Annotated in this window: 11 protein-coding genes; 7 read left to right on the top strand and 4 right to left on the bottom strand. The window is 42.0% G+C overall.

The annotated features are described in order from the left end of the window. Window positions 1–24 precede the first annotated feature (24 nt). The 7 genes from galK (at window position 25) to G504_RS0112575 (ending at window position 9,709) form a co-directional block, all read left to right on the top strand. Window positions 25–1,146 (top strand): galactokinase, encoded by a 1,122-nt coding sequence (galK, locus tag G504_RS0112605; RefSeq protein ID WP_019670547.1) that lies wholly within the window; start codon window positions 25–27, stop codon window positions 1,144–1,146. Window positions 1,147–1,202: 56 nt separating this feature from the next. Next, a complete protein-coding gene (locus G504_RS0112600; protein ID WP_019670546.1) occupies window positions 1,203–2,489 on the top strand; it encodes a Gfo/Idh/MocA family protein in 1,287 nt (428 codons plus the stop codon). A 49-nt stretch (window positions 2,490–2,538) separates the two neighbouring features. Further along, complete coding sequence (locus G504_RS0112595) at window positions 2,539–3,480, top strand: DUF5996 family protein (protein WP_019670545.1); 942 nt, start codon at window positions 2,539–2,541, stop codon at window positions 3,478–3,480. An 85-nt stretch (window positions 3,481–3,565) separates the two neighbouring features. Then, window positions 3,566–5,059 carry an amidase gene (locus G504_RS0112590; protein WP_019670544.1) on the top strand — a complete coding sequence of 498 codons (1,494 nt, stop codon included), beginning with the start codon at window positions 3,566–3,568 and terminating at the stop codon, window positions 5,057–5,059. 101 nt (window positions 5,060–5,160) lie between these two features. Next, on the top strand, window positions 5,161–5,898 hold the full coding sequence (locus G504_RS0112585) for an NYN domain-containing protein (RefSeq protein ID WP_019670543.1): 738 nt from the start codon (window positions 5,161–5,163) through the stop codon (window positions 5,896–5,898). Between the two features lie 38 nt (window positions 5,899–5,936). Then, window positions 5,937–8,000: a glycoside hydrolase family 127 protein gene (locus G504_RS0112580; protein WP_019670542.1), complete on the top strand. Its 2,064-nt coding sequence runs from the start codon at window positions 5,937–5,939 to the stop codon at window positions 7,998–8,000. Continuing rightward, window positions 7,997–9,709: an arylsulfatase gene (locus G504_RS0112575; protein ID WP_019670541.1), complete on the top strand. Its 1,713-nt coding sequence runs from the start codon at window positions 7,997–7,999 to the stop codon at window positions 9,707–9,709. Before G504_RS0112580 ends, G504_RS0112575 begins: the two co-directional genes overlap by 4 nt. Before the next feature lie 47 nt (window positions 9,710–9,756). Here G504_RS0112575 and G504_RS0112570 read toward each other — a convergent pair whose 3' ends face one another. The 4 genes from G504_RS0112570 to G504_RS0112555 all read right to left on the bottom strand — a co-directional run bounded on the left by G504_RS0112570 (window position 9,757) and on the right by G504_RS0112555 (window position 14,537). Further along, entirely contained in the window at window positions 9,757–10,401 is a 645-nt protein-coding gene (locus G504_RS0112570; protein WP_019670540.1) for a hypothetical protein, read from the bottom strand. A gap of 85 nt (window positions 10,402–10,486) precedes the next feature. Then, window positions 10,487–11,008, bottom strand: coding sequence for a GNAT family N-acetyltransferase (locus G504_RS0112565; RefSeq protein ID WP_019670539.1), 522 nt, complete (start codon window positions 11,006–11,008; stop codon window positions 10,487–10,489). Window position 11,009: 1 nt separating this feature from the next. After that, window positions 11,010–11,477 (bottom strand): YqhA family protein, encoded by a 468-nt coding sequence (locus G504_RS0112560; protein ID WP_019670538.1) that lies wholly within the window; start codon window positions 11,475–11,477, stop codon window positions 11,010–11,012. 54 nt (window positions 11,478–11,531) lie between these two features. Beyond that, window positions 11,532–14,537 (bottom strand): DNA polymerase III subunit alpha, encoded by a 3,006-nt coding sequence (locus tag G504_RS0112555; protein ID WP_026348559.1) that lies wholly within the window; start codon window positions 14,535–14,537, stop codon window positions 11,532–11,534. Window positions 14,538–14,667 lie beyond the last annotated feature (130 nt).

Raw genomic sequence — 14,667 nt, 5'->3', positions numbered from 1 at the left:
AGCTGAAGATCTTAATTAATAGAAATGGGTGATCGGGATTTGAATAAAGTTATAGTAAGTTCTCCCGGGAGAATCAACATAATTGGAGAGCATACAGACTATAACCTGGGCTATGTACTGCCTACTTCAATAGATAAAAGAATACGCTTTACTCTTAAAAAAAATAATACAGATACACAATGTGAAATCAGAAGCCGGGGATATGAAAAAGCACTGGTTGTAGATCTTAAACATATCTCCCCAAGCAACACGCAGTGGGAAAATTACATTCTGGGGGTATTGTATGAAATTTATAAAAGGAACAAGGAACTAAAAGGATTTCAATGTACAATAGAAAGTGATCTGCCGGTTGGATCTGGAGTCAGTTCTTCAGCCGCACTTGAATGTGGCCTCGCTTTTGGCTTGAATGAACTTTTTGATCTGGGATTGTCCAAGCTTGATATCGTAACACTTTCCCGGGATGCGGAACACAATTATGTAGGTACCAAATGCGGAATAATGGACCAGTTTGCTTCAGTAATGGGCAAAAAAGATCATTTAATCTTACTAGACTGTAAAAGTATGGATTATACCTATGTGCCCTTTTTCATTGCCCCCTGCAAACTTGTTTTATTAAACAGTAATGTTACCCATAGTCTGGCCGATAGCGAATACAACACCCGTAGAAATGAATGCGAAGAAGGTGTTTCCATCCTGCAAAAAAAATATCCGTTTATAGCTTCACTTAGGGAAGTCAATTTGGATATGATCGAATCATGTAAAATGGCTATGAGTCTCAAAGTGCTGAATAGATGTACCTATGTAGTGCAAGAGAACGAAAGGGTTTTAGATGCAGTTAAAGCTTTAGAAAAGGGCGATTTAAAAACGCTTGGATCATTAATGTATCAAACCCATGAAGGCTTGCGCAATTTATATGAAGTCAGTTGCCCTGAACTGGATTTCTTAGTGGATTTTTCAAAAAATGTGGACGGGGTTTTAGGTTCTCGTTTGATGGGTGGAGGCTTCGGTGGATGCACCTTAAATTTAGTACATGAAGACATGGCAGATGCTTTTATTTTATCGGTATCTGAAGCATATGAAAAGGAATTTCATATTAAATTGACCTCTTTTGAGGGACTTCCTGATATGGGGACTACCCTACTATAACTCCAGCTTAAAATAGTGATACTTTTTTTGTACTTTAAAAGTGTAAAAAAAATACCATGAAAGTACCTAAAAATGACCGTCGGGAATTTGTGAAAAAAAGTAGCTTAGGCCTTATGGGATTAACCCTCCTGCCTTCACTGACAACAAAAATACCCGCAAGTGACCGATTGCGTGTTGCACATATAGGGGTCGGTGGCATGGGAAACAACCACTTGAAATGGTTTGCAGGTTTGAATGAAGTTGATGTGGTTGCCCTTTGTGATGTAGATGAATTGCATTTAGCCGAGAGCTTAAAAACGCTGGAAAACCTACGACCCGGATCTAATGCGAAAGGTTTTAAGGACTTTCGCAGAATTTTGGATCGAAAGGATATTGACGCCATAACCTGTGCTACCCCGGATCATTGGCACAGCCAGATTGCCACCCTTGCATTCCAGGCCGGGAAAGACGTCTACGGCGAAAAACCACTTTCTTATGACGTCAAAGAAGGACAAATGATGCTTAAGGCCCAAAGGAAATACAACCGTATTTTTCAGTTGGGAACACAAATTCACGCCACAGACAATTACCATAGGGTGGTAGAGCTAATCCAGTCCGGGGCAATAGGAAAAGTCCATACCGTAAGGTTGTGGAAAACCGGATTGCCTCCGGATTTGACAGAGACAAAAGTCAAACCGATTCCCAAAACACTGGATTGGGATATGTGGTTGGGGCCGGCTCCTTATGTAGATTATATTCCATCGAAATGCCATTTTACCTATAGGTATTTTATGGATTATTCCGGTGGCGTATTTGCCGATTTCTGGTGCCATATAGCAGATGTGGTCTATTGGGCTATTCAGCCAAAAGGCCTGAAGAGCATCTCTGCAAGAGGAGAAGAAGCAGACGGGATAGCCAATACCCCCAAATGGATAGATGTGGATTATGAATTTGAAGACTTGAAGCTGTTCTGGACTTCTACGCCTCCGGATGTTCCCGGTGCTGCAAACAGGGGGATCGGAGCATATTTTGAAGGCGAAAAGGGCACGCTAATCTGCGATTATGAGACCCGGGAAATCACGATCAATGGTGAGAGGGTTACGGACATTCCTGAAATCCCCAAAACATTGCAGCGCTCTCCCGGCCATCAACAAAATTTTGTTGATTCAGTAAAATCCCGTACCCCCTCAGAGTCCAATTTGGCCTATGCCAGAGAGATGACGCTTCCCATGCACCTGGGACTAATTTCATGGCAGTTGAACAGAAAATTGCAATGGAACGCGGAAAAAGAAAAATTTATTGGCGATAAAGAAGCAAATGCCATGCTTTCCAGAAAGCCAAGGAAAAAATGGGATTTAACCTAGTCGAAAATCAAATTTTTTAGAAAATAGAAATCAAAATTGTTTTATCCAATTGAAAAAGAATATTGTAGTACCTAAGAAGCTCCCGGCATTACCTTTTGATGAATGGACGGATACTCGTTTAACCATTCACTTAATACTTCAAATTATTGGAAAGACAAGGTTAAAATCTACGACAAGAAAAAACCATTGGTGGTACATTACGCTTTATGTTACACCCAGGGGTTTTGGCACGCATGGTATTCCCATAAATGATGGTCTGGACAGCTTTGAGATAGAGCTTGACATAAAAAGAAAAGCGGTAATAATTTCGCGAAGTTCCGGTGAGGATATTGAATTATCACTGGCAGACAATCCCGGTATTGCAGAATTTTATACGCGCTTTATGACCGAAATAAATTCTCTCGGTGTATTTCCTAAATTTATTGAAAAACCATTTGATGTAGGTATCGATAAACGATTTGATGAGATAACTGAATATCACCATTACAATTGGAAATTTATTAACACTTTTTGGAAACTCATGCTATGGAATAACAGTGTTTTTCAGGAATTTAGCGGTCGTTTTTATGGCAAATCCTGTCCCGTACATATTTACTGGCACCATCTCGATTTAGTAGTTACCCGATTCTCCGGAAAAAAGCTTCCTGCCATGGATAAATCTGCAAGAATTTTGGAAAAAGACACCTATTCCCATGAGCAAATTAGTTTTGGGTTTTGGGTGGGCGACAACAATGTGCCGGAGCCTATGTATTATTCTTACACCTACCCTTCCCCTGATAGGATAGATGATGAAACCCTGCAACCTAGGGAGGCATTCTGGCAGGATAGCAATGGTAGCCCCATGGCGTTGTTGCGTTATGAGGATGTTAAGAATTCTGTGAATCCTCGAAAAATGGTGCTCAGTTTTTTAGAAAGCACCTACCTGGCAGGTGCAAAAAGAGCGAAATGGAACATAGATGAGTTGACAGTACCTGATCTAGATCAACTTTAAACAGAAGATAGTATGACGCCAAGAGTAATCTTCATCCTTTTTATTATTAGCCTGTCCGCCTAATTTAATATACTCATAAATCACTATGAAACGAAGACAATTTATAAAGAATACGGCAGCCTGCAGCACTTTACTATCCTTACCCTTTCCTTCTGCCAGCAGGCTGTTTGCAGCAAATCTTCCTTCGGATTTGACCAATTTAAGCGCCTCTGACCTCTCACTCGCCATACGGACAAAACAGGCAAGTTGCGTGGAGGTGATGCAGGCCTATCTGGATCGCATACATCGCTACAATCCCATATATAATGCCATTGTGAGTATGGTCAGCGACGATGAGCTGTTGAAACAGGCACTGCAAGCAGACCAGGCACTGGCCAGAAATGAATATTGGGGCTGGATGCATGGAATGCCACATGCGGTAAAGGATTTGACTCCGGTGGCAGGCCTGAGATACACGAGCGGATCACCTATGTTTGCTAGTCGAATAGCTGAAGAAGATAGTTCCTTTGTGACCAAAATTCGAAGTCAGGGAGCCATCTTTATTGGTAAGACCAATACGCCGGAGTTTGGCCTGGGTTCTCAATGTTACAACCCTGTATTTGGTACGACGGGAAGTGCTTGCAATCCGGCACTCACCTCTGGAGGCAGTAGTGGTGGTGCGGCATGTGGGCTTGGTACTCATATGCTTCCGGTAGCTGATGGCGGTGACATGATGGGTTCCCTAAGAAATCCCGGTGCCTTTAATAATGTGATAGGTTTCAGACCGAGTACAACCGTTGTAATGGAGGAGGGGGATGCTAAAAATCGGCTTCTCTGGACCTCAGGACCAATGGGTCGCAATACCCGTGACACGATAAATCTATTACAGACAATGGCTCTCAACCCTGTTTTTAACGATTTGAAACCCCTGACTCTTGACAAGATCAAAATTGGATGGATGGGTAATCTGGATAATTATCTGGCCATGGAGCCTGGAATAATAGAATTATGCGAAGCCAGTCTTGCAGAAGTAGCCGGTGCAGGCGCTCTGGTTGAATCCATGCAGTCTGGTTTCACCATGTCAGATTTATGGGAGAGCTGGACTACACTGCGTCATTACGGGCGTATGAATATGCTGGACTACTATGAGGATCCCAATACGCGAGAACTTCTCAAACCTGAGTTGATCTGGGAAATTGAACAAGGCCTGAATTATAATGAGCAAGATGCAGAGAAGGCAAACATAATTCGCACAAACTGGTACTCGGAATTAGACAGAATGTTTGGTGAATATGATTTCCTTGTTTTACCTACCGCACAGGTATTCCCGTTTCCTAAAGAGATCCATTGGCCTAAAGAAATAAACGGACGAGAAATGGACACCTATCACCGATGGATGGAAGTCGTTATTTTGGGTAGCATGGGTGGTATCCCCGCAGTTAATGTCCCGGTTGGTTTTGATACAAAGGACAGGCCTATGGGCATGCAAGTCATGGGTAAATTTGGAGACGATAAAAAAGTACTGGAGTTTGCTTTGGCCTATGAGCAGATTACCGGGCATTTAGACAAAAGACCCAATTTAATTGCTGTTGATGATTAGAATTCTCAGGAGATCAAACCAATTGCCTTCCCCTGAATATAGAATCATTATCTTCGGGCAAGAAAATACAAACCACAAACTTTTAAATAAAATATTATAATATGAATTCAAATTTAGCCGTGCTAATCGACGGTGATAATATTCCGTCAGCTTATGTAACAGAGATGATGGAAGAAATAGCAAAATATGGTAATCCCACTATAAAAAGGATTTATGGTGACTGGACCAAACCTCGTTTGACCAAATGGAAAAATCTTCTCCTTGAGAACGCGATTACTCCTATACAGCAATATGGTTATACCACCGGAAAGAACGCCACAGATTCAGCGATGATTATCGATGCAATGGATATCCTGTATTCCGGAAAAGTTCATGGATTCTGCCTGGTTTCCAGTGACAGCGACTTTACCCGCTTAGCCACACGGCTAAGGGAAGCAGGAATGCAAGTGATTGGAATTGGAGAAAAAAAGACGCCAAATCCGTTTATAGTCGCATGCGACAAATTTATATATATTGAAATCCTGAAAAACCAATCTAAGGAGGCCGTATCTGAAAGTGAAAAAACTACAACCAAGGATAGTGTAGACAAAATAACTCCCAAGGAAATCAAATTAATTGCAACAACCATTGACGACACATCAGACGATGACGGATGGGCCTTTTTGGGAGATGTTGGCAGTTTGTTGCAAAAGAAACAACCGAATTTTGATCCAAGGAATTACGGTTTTCAAAAATTGACACCTTTAATTAAATCCCTTGGTAAATTTGAAATAGAGCAAAGAGAAAGCCCAAAAAGCAGGCATAAACTAATTTATGTGAAAAACAAAAAAAGAGGCTAAAGGTTCTGCTTTAGGTTATTCCTGAAATTAACCAAAACATGAAAAATAACATTATTCATCTTTTTTTAGCATGGACGAGGATAACTAGTAAACCTTACCTTAGAAAATCTGCGAATCTCCGCCTGACTTCTTTATTTTTTAAGGGTCTTTGCTTTGGCGGACTTTTACTCTCCGTTTCCTGTCAGGAAAAAGAACCTAAAACTGTTTTTAGACCTGTCCATAATACTATTCTGGATTACCCCATTCAGCCCGTGCCCTTTACTTCGGTTCAAATAGAGGATCAATTCTGGACTCCCCGTCTGGAAACCAATCGGCAGGTAACGCTACCTTATAATTTTAAAAAATGTGAGGAAACAGGTAGGATTCGAAATTTTGCTATTGCCGGAGGGCTGGAAGAGGGAGAATTTGAAGGCATCTATTTTAATGATTCTGATGTTTTCAAGGTAATTGAAGGAGCCAGTTATTCACTGCAGGTACATGATGATCCCGAGCTCAAATCCTATCTGGACGATTTGATTGCCAAAATAGCGGCAGCCCAGGAAGAAGATGGCTATCTTTATACAAACCGTTCAATAGACCCGGAAAAGGCCGCGGATGGCGGGGGGACAAAAAGATGGACCAATCTCCAAACCTATCACGAATTGTATAATGTGGGACATCTGTATGAAGCAGCAGTTGCACATTACCAGGCAACTGGGGAAAGGACCTTACTGGATGTCGCCCTTAAAAATGCCGACCTGGTGGAACATGTATTTGGACCGGGTAAAAACATGGGGGTTCCCGGCCATCAGGAAATTGAACTTGGATTGGTAAAGCTGTACCGAGTTACAGGGGAAAAAAAGTATCTGGACCTTGCCAAATTTTTTATAGATCAGCGGGGCAACGCAGAAGGTCATAATACCATCGAGGGGAAATATGCCGGAAAATATCAGCAGGACCATGTGCCGCTTCCGCTACAAAAAGAAGCTGTCGGGCATGCCGTAAGGGCAGGATATTTCTATGCAGCAGCTACAGATGTTGCCGCCCTGACAGGAGAGAGCGCTTATGATGAAGCGCTCCACAACATTTGGAATAATATCGTACACCAAAAAATTTACCTAACCGGGGGAATTGGCGCAGAACCCAGGCACGAAGGCTTTGGTCCCAATTATGAACTTCCCAATGCAACTGCATATACCGAAACCTGCGCCGCAATTGCGCTAATGTTATGGAATCAACGTATGTTTCTCAAAAGCGGAGAGGTGAAATATATGGACCTTTTTGAGCGGACCCTTTATAATGGTTTTCTATCCGGGGTTTCTTTTGAAGGCAATACATTCTTTTATCCAAATCCTCTTGAGGCCGATGGGTTTACCAAATTTAACCAGGGGGTTTGCGGCAGATCGCCCTGGTTTGATTGTTCTTGCTGTCCGGTAAATGTTGTTCGCATTTTACCTTCGCTTCCGGGTTATATCTATGCCACTAAAGAGAATGAAGTATTCGTTAACCTTTATATGAGTAATAGGGCTGAGATTGCCCTTGGAAACCAAACCCTGCATCTAAGCCAGACTACAAAATACCCCTGGGATGGTAAGATTGAAATGGAAGTCTTAAATACACCAACTGTTGCTGCCGTTTTTAACTTAAGAGTTCCCGGATGGGTACGAAATGAAGTCATGGATGGTGATCTTTATAGTTATACAGATGAACACACACCAGCGATATCCGTAAAGGTAAACGGTAAAAATGTGAATCCTTTTATAGAAGATGGTTACATAACTCTGGAAAAACAAAACTGGCAAAACAACGATAAAATAACTATTTCCTTTGAAATGCCCGTTCGTAAAGTGGAAAGCAATGAACTTGTATCCGCAAATAAAGGTAAGATGGCCCTGGAACGGGGACCCCTGGTTTTTTGTGCTGAAGAAGCAGATAATCCCGATGGAATACTGAATTCACAAGTGCCGTCTGACGAAGTTTTTACCTATAAATATGAGCAGGAATTACTTGGTGGCGTAGGCAAAATAACAAGTCCATCGATTACCGCCATCCCTTATTATGCCTGGGCACATAGGGGAAATGGGGAAATGGCAGTTTGGTTAAACAAGATTTCCACTCAATGAAGGATACAGTTTCTCCTTTTCTTGTGATTTTGATATGCCTTATTATTTTTCAAAGCTGTGAACTTCCTAAAGAAGAGCCCAAAAAACAACTTCCTCCAAATATTATTCTGATCCTGGCAGACGATATGGGATATTCAGATATTGGTTGTTACGGAGGTGAAATTAATACCCCAGTGCTGGACCAACTGGCAGGAAATGGTTTGCGATTCACTCAATTTTATAACGGGGCTCGCTGCTGCCCCAGCCGTGCCTCATTGCTTACCGGTTTATACCCGCAACAGGCAGGAATAGGCCATATGGTATATGACAGGGGAATGCCAGCATTCAGGGGAGATTTGAGCAACAATGCGGTAACCATTGCCGAGGCTTTAAAAAGAGGGGGCTATTCTACCTATATGTCTGGAAAATGGCATATTACCCCATACGTCATAGATAAGCCGGATAAAAGTAACTGGCCAAGGCAAAGAGGTTTTGATAAGTTTTATGGCATGATCTCTGGTGCGGGCAGCCATTACGATCCTCGTTCTTTGGCAGAAGAAAATGACTATGTGCCTCCGTCAGAAGATTTTTATAGCACCACAGTCTTTACAGATTATGCCGTAAAATGTATAGAAGAACATAGAAGGGATTCTCCCTTTTTTCTCTATTTATCATATCCCGCACCACATTGGCCGTTGCAGGCACCTTCGAAAGCTATTGCTGCGTACAAAGGGAAATATGACAAGGGTTGGGACGAAATGAGAAAAGCTCGTTTTAAAAGGATGAAGAAGATGGGGTTAGCGAATGAAGAATGGGAATTAAGCCCCAGGGATTCTTTTGTGCAACCCTGGTCGGAGAATGTACCCGACAAAGCCTGGGAGCTTGCAAATATGGAAACCTATGCGGCAATGACCACATTAATGGATAAAGGAATTGGCCGGGTGGTGGATGCACTGGAGGCCAAAGGGCAATTAGAGAATACCGTAATATTTTATTTACAGGACAATGGGGCATGCGCCGAAGAATTAGATTGGATAAAAAAACGCCCGAATAGTGAGGATATAGTGGCTCTGGCTCAGGATGATGTGCAAACGGAAATGATCCCTTTTACCAGTCGCGAAGGGAAGCCCGTTAAAATAATGAAAGAAGGATGGCCAGGCCCAGCAGATGGTTATACTGCATATGGCCTTAATTGGGCAAATGCCAGTAATACCCCATTTAGAGAGTACAAACATTGGGTGCATGAAGGTGGTATTGCTACCCCTCTAATTGTACATTGGCCGGCAAAAATTAAAAAGGGCGGTGAATTAAGAGAAAACCCTGCGCATCTGATAGACATTATGGCAACCTGTATGGATATAAGTGGACAGCAATACCCCGCCAGTTACAACGGAAATACCATTTATCCAATGGAAGGGACAAGTTTAGTGCCCGCAATGGAAGGAAATGACCTGGAGCGAGAGGCCATTTATTGGGAGCATGAAGGCAACCGTGCGGTTAGAATGGGAAAGTGGAAGTTGATTTCTAAAGCGAGCAAGAAAAATTCTTATCTCTGGGATAAAACAGCTGAGTTGGAATTAAAAGACTGGGAACTTTTTGACATAGAAAAAGACCGGACAGAAATGCATGATATAGCGGCTACTAATCCGGAAATGGTTAAGACAATGGCTCAAATGTGGCTGGAATGGGGAAAAAGGACAGGGATTATACCCAGGCCTTCTAAGAAATAATTAAAATTGTCAAAGCTTTAAAATTTGAACCGTTAGACGAATACTTCTTACTGTCCCATTACATCATACGCCTTAAAAGCTGTCCAGGCAAGGGCCACTTGAAGTAATGCAATAATTACACCTATCTTATCTGTAAGTCCATGAGGCTCTCCCATAGAAAATAGTACTGCCTGCAAAGGGATCGGAGTCAGTAAAAGCATTGCCCAGAACTTGTTTTTTTTGGTTCCCTTAGCCACAAAGGAATATTTACGGTCTTCCAGGATAACATATACCACGAAAGTCCCCACTACGATCATTAGGGGGATGACAATAAAGGAAAGATCTAAATGAATATTAAGGGTGTCTCCATGGAACATGTAGCCTTCTCCTGCGAAGACCTCGAAAAAAGAATTTGCAATCATACTTCCATACCATAAAATCAATAAAAGGTAAAACGCTATTCTGTTTTTTATCCAGTAAAAGGAGTACATAAGCATCAGACCTATAATTACATTTAGGACTACATAGTAAAAGTCTCCGGAAATGCCCTTGCCGTAAAATACGTTTCCAAAAAGACTGGCGCCCCATTGGTAGGATTCGCCGTCAGCAATTCCCCTTATAAAAGGAAGCCAACTTGTCGCAAAAGTAAAACTGGTTAGGATAAGTAAGAACTTGAGTTTCTTAAAAAAGTAGCCGTTTTTTGTAGTATTCATGGATAGTTGTTTCAATAAAAGATAACAACTCACTCAATATGTTACAGCTAAGTATTCTTTGTAAATAAGGAAAACTACTAACGGACTAAGCTCTTTGCATTAAAAAAGCAATTTTGTTTATCCCTTGTTCTGTATTATATTCTTTGACTTTTCTAAAATGAAAACCATAGTACAAATCTTTGGCCGGTTCATTGGCCAGGCCGGTTTCTACAGTAAAAGTATTGGTATTGTAATTGTCTAATACAAATTGTACAAGGGCGCTACCTATTCCCTTTCTGAAATATGCGGGGTGGACTACCAGGCTTTGGATATGAGTGTTGTTTGTTTCTGTTTTCACCTCAACGACCCCTGCCAAGTTTTTTCCTTTATAGAAACCATAAAACTCATTTTTACTATCTAAAAATTCTACCAAAGTTCTTTTTAAAGGCGGAAAATCTATCGCGTTTAACAGTTTTGCCTCAATGGCATAGGAAGCCTGAAAAACGGTACGGATTTTATGGGCTACCTGCTGTTCTTTGTGATTTAGTGTACGGATCAATTGTTGGCTTAAATAAGGTCTGCTTTCATTTTGGTTTTTATTAAAATTACCGAAACTTAAATCCTTCAACCTATTTTGGCTTGTGAATTAAAAAAAAGGAAGCCGATAGAATAAAAATAATTATTGGAAGTATTAGGGCATCCCAACTGGCATCAGGCTCTTTTAAAAAGTCTGTAACTGCAAAAGTTACAAGGGCAAATAAAATGGTTTTCCACAACATTGTTTTTAGTTCATCCAGACTGCTAACATTTAGCCATTGGGGCAACTTCTTTCCTTCGGTCTTATCAAAAATAAACAATCGGGCTATTCCCAGCCCAAAAATCATAAAAACCAAAGAGATCATAAAAGAATCCAGGGCTTCCAGTAAATATAGTCCCGGATGATGCCCTTCAGATATAAAAAAATCCTTTTTAAAAAAAGCCTTGTAACCTTTTATACTTCTGGCAATCCCTGCGCCAATAAAGAAAACTGAATTTATTAGGGTAATTATTACCGCTACGATATAGACATACTTAAAGGGCGTTATTTTATGAAGCATCTGGAGTTTTGATTAAAAATACATATTATATCCAATTCTCAAAAAATACTACGCTTATTTCTCAGGTGCTGTCAAACGCTTTTTATTGGCGGTCTTCATATCCGCATACCTGGGATCCTGGATCACCTCCTGTTTTTGCATCTTTATGGTCTCTATACTTAAGAAGCCAAACTCACTTACCACCTTGCCGTAGAACCTATAAATACCCCTGCCCCTAAAATAGTATTTGGCAGCTACCGGGGGAAAAAGCACCGTGTCAAAAACCTCCCCATGCTGGTCTACACAAGTAGCAAAATGCATGCGTTTGCCGTTATGTGTATTCGTGTTCTTAACGGTAACCAAATAGCCATAGATATCTATATTCCTGTTTAGATACCGCTCCAAATCCCTGCTGCCATTTGTATTTTTAGGGGGCTCCTTTAACAAATGAAAAGGAGAACACAGGCAGAATCCAAGGAGTTCCAATTGGGTAAAGGCCATCTCCAGGTCTGTAGTATGCAGGCGTGGAATCTTAAACTTCTGATGGGTGGGTGGAAACAGTTTGGGATGGTCCACAATAGTGCCCTTGGAAAGAAATAAATGCGCCTCCCACAACAGTTTGTGTTTGTTGATTTTTGTAAACCGGAACGCGTTTATGCGTATAAGGATACCCAGCTGCTCTATGGAAATAGGTACCCGATCTAAAAAATCTTCCAAAGAAGTAAAGACCCCATGCAGCTGCCGCTCTTTTAAAATACGTTCCATTACCCGGCTCTCCAGTTCTTTTAAATACATATAGCCCAGATAAATGTCTGTCCCATAAATACAGTTTACCGCAAAGCTCTTGTTAATACAGGGTGCATGTATAGTAGCCCCCATCATACGGGCTTCGTGCACATAAAACTCGGAACGGTAAAAACCGCCCCCATTGTTAAGCACTGCCACCAGATATTCCAGAGGGTAATAAGCCCTTAAAAACAGGGTCTGGTAACTCTCCACGGCATAAGAAGCTGAATGCCCCTTGGCAAAAGCATAGCCGGCAAAACTGGCTACCTGGTGCCAGATCTCGGAGATCAGCTTTTCTTCATACCCCTTTTTACGGCAGTTGTCCATAAACTTATCCTGCACCTTCTGGAACTCTTCCCGCGAACGAAATTTTCCGCTCATCCCTCTTCGCAGCACATCGGCCTCACCAAGGGTAAGTCCGGCAAAATAGTGGGCCACTTTTATGACATCTTCCTGGTAGACCATAATGCCATAGGTCTCAGGCATGATGTTTAGCATTACCGGGTGGCCCTTTTCCTCTGCCCTGCCCTTTTGACGATGCCGCAGAATGTATTCGCGCATCATTCCACTCTTGGCCACCCCGGGGCGGATAATGGAACTGGCTGCTACCAGTCCCAAATAATTATCTACCTCCAGCTTTTTTAGCAACATCCGCATAGCAGGGGATTCTACGTAAAAACACCCCATGCACTGGGCGGTTTTTATCAGTTGGTTAATGCGTGGGTCCTCTTTAAAGCTTTTGATATTATGGATGTCTATTTCATGAAACTTTTCAGGCCTATTTAACTGAAGGATCTGCAGGGTTTCCTTGATCTTTGCCAGGCCCCGCTGGCCTAAAATGTCAAATTTGTAAAGGCCTACATCTTCAGCAATAACCATATCAAACATGGCAGTGGCAAAGCCCTTTGGGGGTAAATGCGTAGCTGAAAAATAGTGGATGGGCCTTTGGGTAATTAAGATCCCCCCCGCATGGATGCTCAGGTAGTTGGGGAAGCCTTTTATTAACTGTCCGTATTTTAACACAAGCAGCGATACCCCATCTAGTTGGGAAAGCTGGTAGTGTCCGTCGCTTAAAACATCAATTTCTGCCTTTGGCAGACCAAAGACTTTTCCCAATTCGCGTACAATGCCTTTATGTTTAAATGTGACATAGGTGCCCAATAGGCAGACATGGTCAAAGCGATCAAAAATATACTGAGTAATCTCTTCCCGGTCCCTCCATGAAAAATCAATATCAAAATCGGGCGGATTGGCACGGTAGAGATTAATGAAGCGCTCAAAATACAGGTCGAGTTCTATAGGGTCTACATCGGTAATTCGCAGCAAATAAGCCACAATGCTGTTGGCGCCACTACCCCGCCCCACATAGAAAAACCCTTTTTTACGGGCCTTCGAAACAATATCCCAATTGATTAAAAAATAGGAAACAAAGTTCTTCTCTTTTATCAGTCCCAGCTCCTTTTCCAGACGCTCCAGTACAGGCTGGTCAACCTCGGGGTATCGGTAAGGGAGCCCGTCCCGGCACAATTGCTCCAGGAGTTTTTCGTCTTCTTCTTTGCTCCCCAGGTAGGTCTGCAAATTTTGAGGGATGCGGTTTTTGGAAAAATCAAAATGGATGCTGCAGGAATTCATGAGCCATTCTGTGTTTTCAAGAATAAAAGGAAATTCTGCAAAGGCCATGGCCAGGTTCTGAATAGGAAACATTTTTTCGTCCTCGTCGGCCTCCTCCTCTTTTGGAAGCTTGCTCAGCAGCACATTCTTGTCTATTGCCCGTAACAAACGGTGCGCATTAAAGTCGCGTTTATTCCTGAACGTAACGGGTTGCAATACTACCAATTTGTCTTTTTTTTCCACCAACCTGGAGAAGGGGAGCCGCCGGAGATCTTTTATGGAAATTCCTATAAACTCCTGTTCCCGGAAATCGGTCTGGTCGTTGAGCAATACTTTTTCAAAGGGGTAGATGATAAAAGCGTGTTTAAACTTCGGGGCTCTTTGGGGGATTTCTTTTTCTTCGTGGAGGCAGGCAGAGAGGAAGGCGTTTAGTTCCTGATAGCCATCATTGTTTTTGGCAATGCCCACAAAGCATTGGTCTGCCCCGTTTCTGAAATCGATCCCTAAAATAGGTTTTATGTTGTATTCAGTCGCTTTACGAACAAAATTAAGGCCTGCGGAGGTATTGTTGATATCTGTAAGGGCCAGTTGGGTCACCTGGTTTTCCCGGGCAAGTTCCAAGAGGGCTACTTCGGAAAAAGTCCCGTATCGAAGGCTGTAGTATGTGTGACAGTTGAGATACATAGGTGTTGGTATTCGATTTGTTATTGTTTTAGTTCTTCACTTTCTTTATGTTCTCTTCATTTCTTTTGTTCGTCCAAAAGAAACGAAGCAAAGAAAAGGGCGCCTTATCCAAGGAATTTTTTCAATTCAC

This window comes from Eudoraea adriatica DSM 19308 (assembly GCF_000382125.1).
GTDB lineage: Bacteria > Bacteroidota > Bacteroidia > Flavobacteriales > Flavobacteriaceae > Eudoraea > Eudoraea adriatica.
Note: the sequence above shows the minus strand (reverse complement) of the source record. Positions and strands in the feature narration are given on the sequence as shown.

Excerpts from the sequence above, each read along its gene's own strand:
- G504_RS0112570 (WP_019670540.1), bottom strand. The coding sequence starts at position 10,401 with ATGAATACTACAAAAAACGGCTACTTTTTTAAGAAACTCAAGTTCTTA.
- G504_RS0112600 (WP_019670546.1), top strand. The coding sequence starts at position 1,203 with ATGAAAGTACCTAAAAATGACCGTCGGGAATTTGTGAAAAAAAGTAGC.
- galK (WP_019670547.1), top strand. The coding sequence starts at position 25 with ATGGGTGATCGGGATTTGAATAAAGTTATAGTAAGTTCTCCCGGGAGA.
- G504_RS0112555 (WP_026348559.1), bottom strand. The coding sequence starts at position 14,537 with ATGTATCTCAACTGTCACACATACTACAGCCTTCGATACGGGACTTTT.
- G504_RS0112575 (WP_019670541.1), top strand. The coding sequence starts at position 7,997 with ATGAAGGATACAGTTTCTCCTTTTCTTGTGATTTTGATATGCCTTATT.
- G504_RS0112580 (WP_019670542.1), top strand. The coding sequence starts at position 5,937 with ATGAAAAATAACATTATTCATCTTTTTTTAGCATGGACGAGGATAACT.
- G504_RS0112560 (WP_019670538.1), bottom strand. The coding sequence starts at position 11,477 with ATGCTTCATAAAATAACGCCCTTTAAGTATGTCTATATCGTAGCGGTA.
- G504_RS0112590 (WP_019670544.1), top strand. The coding sequence starts at position 3,566 with ATGAAACGAAGACAATTTATAAAGAATACGGCAGCCTGCAGCACTTTA.
- G504_RS0112585 (WP_019670543.1), top strand. The coding sequence starts at position 5,161 with ATGAATTCAAATTTAGCCGTGCTAATCGACGGTGATAATATTCCGTCA.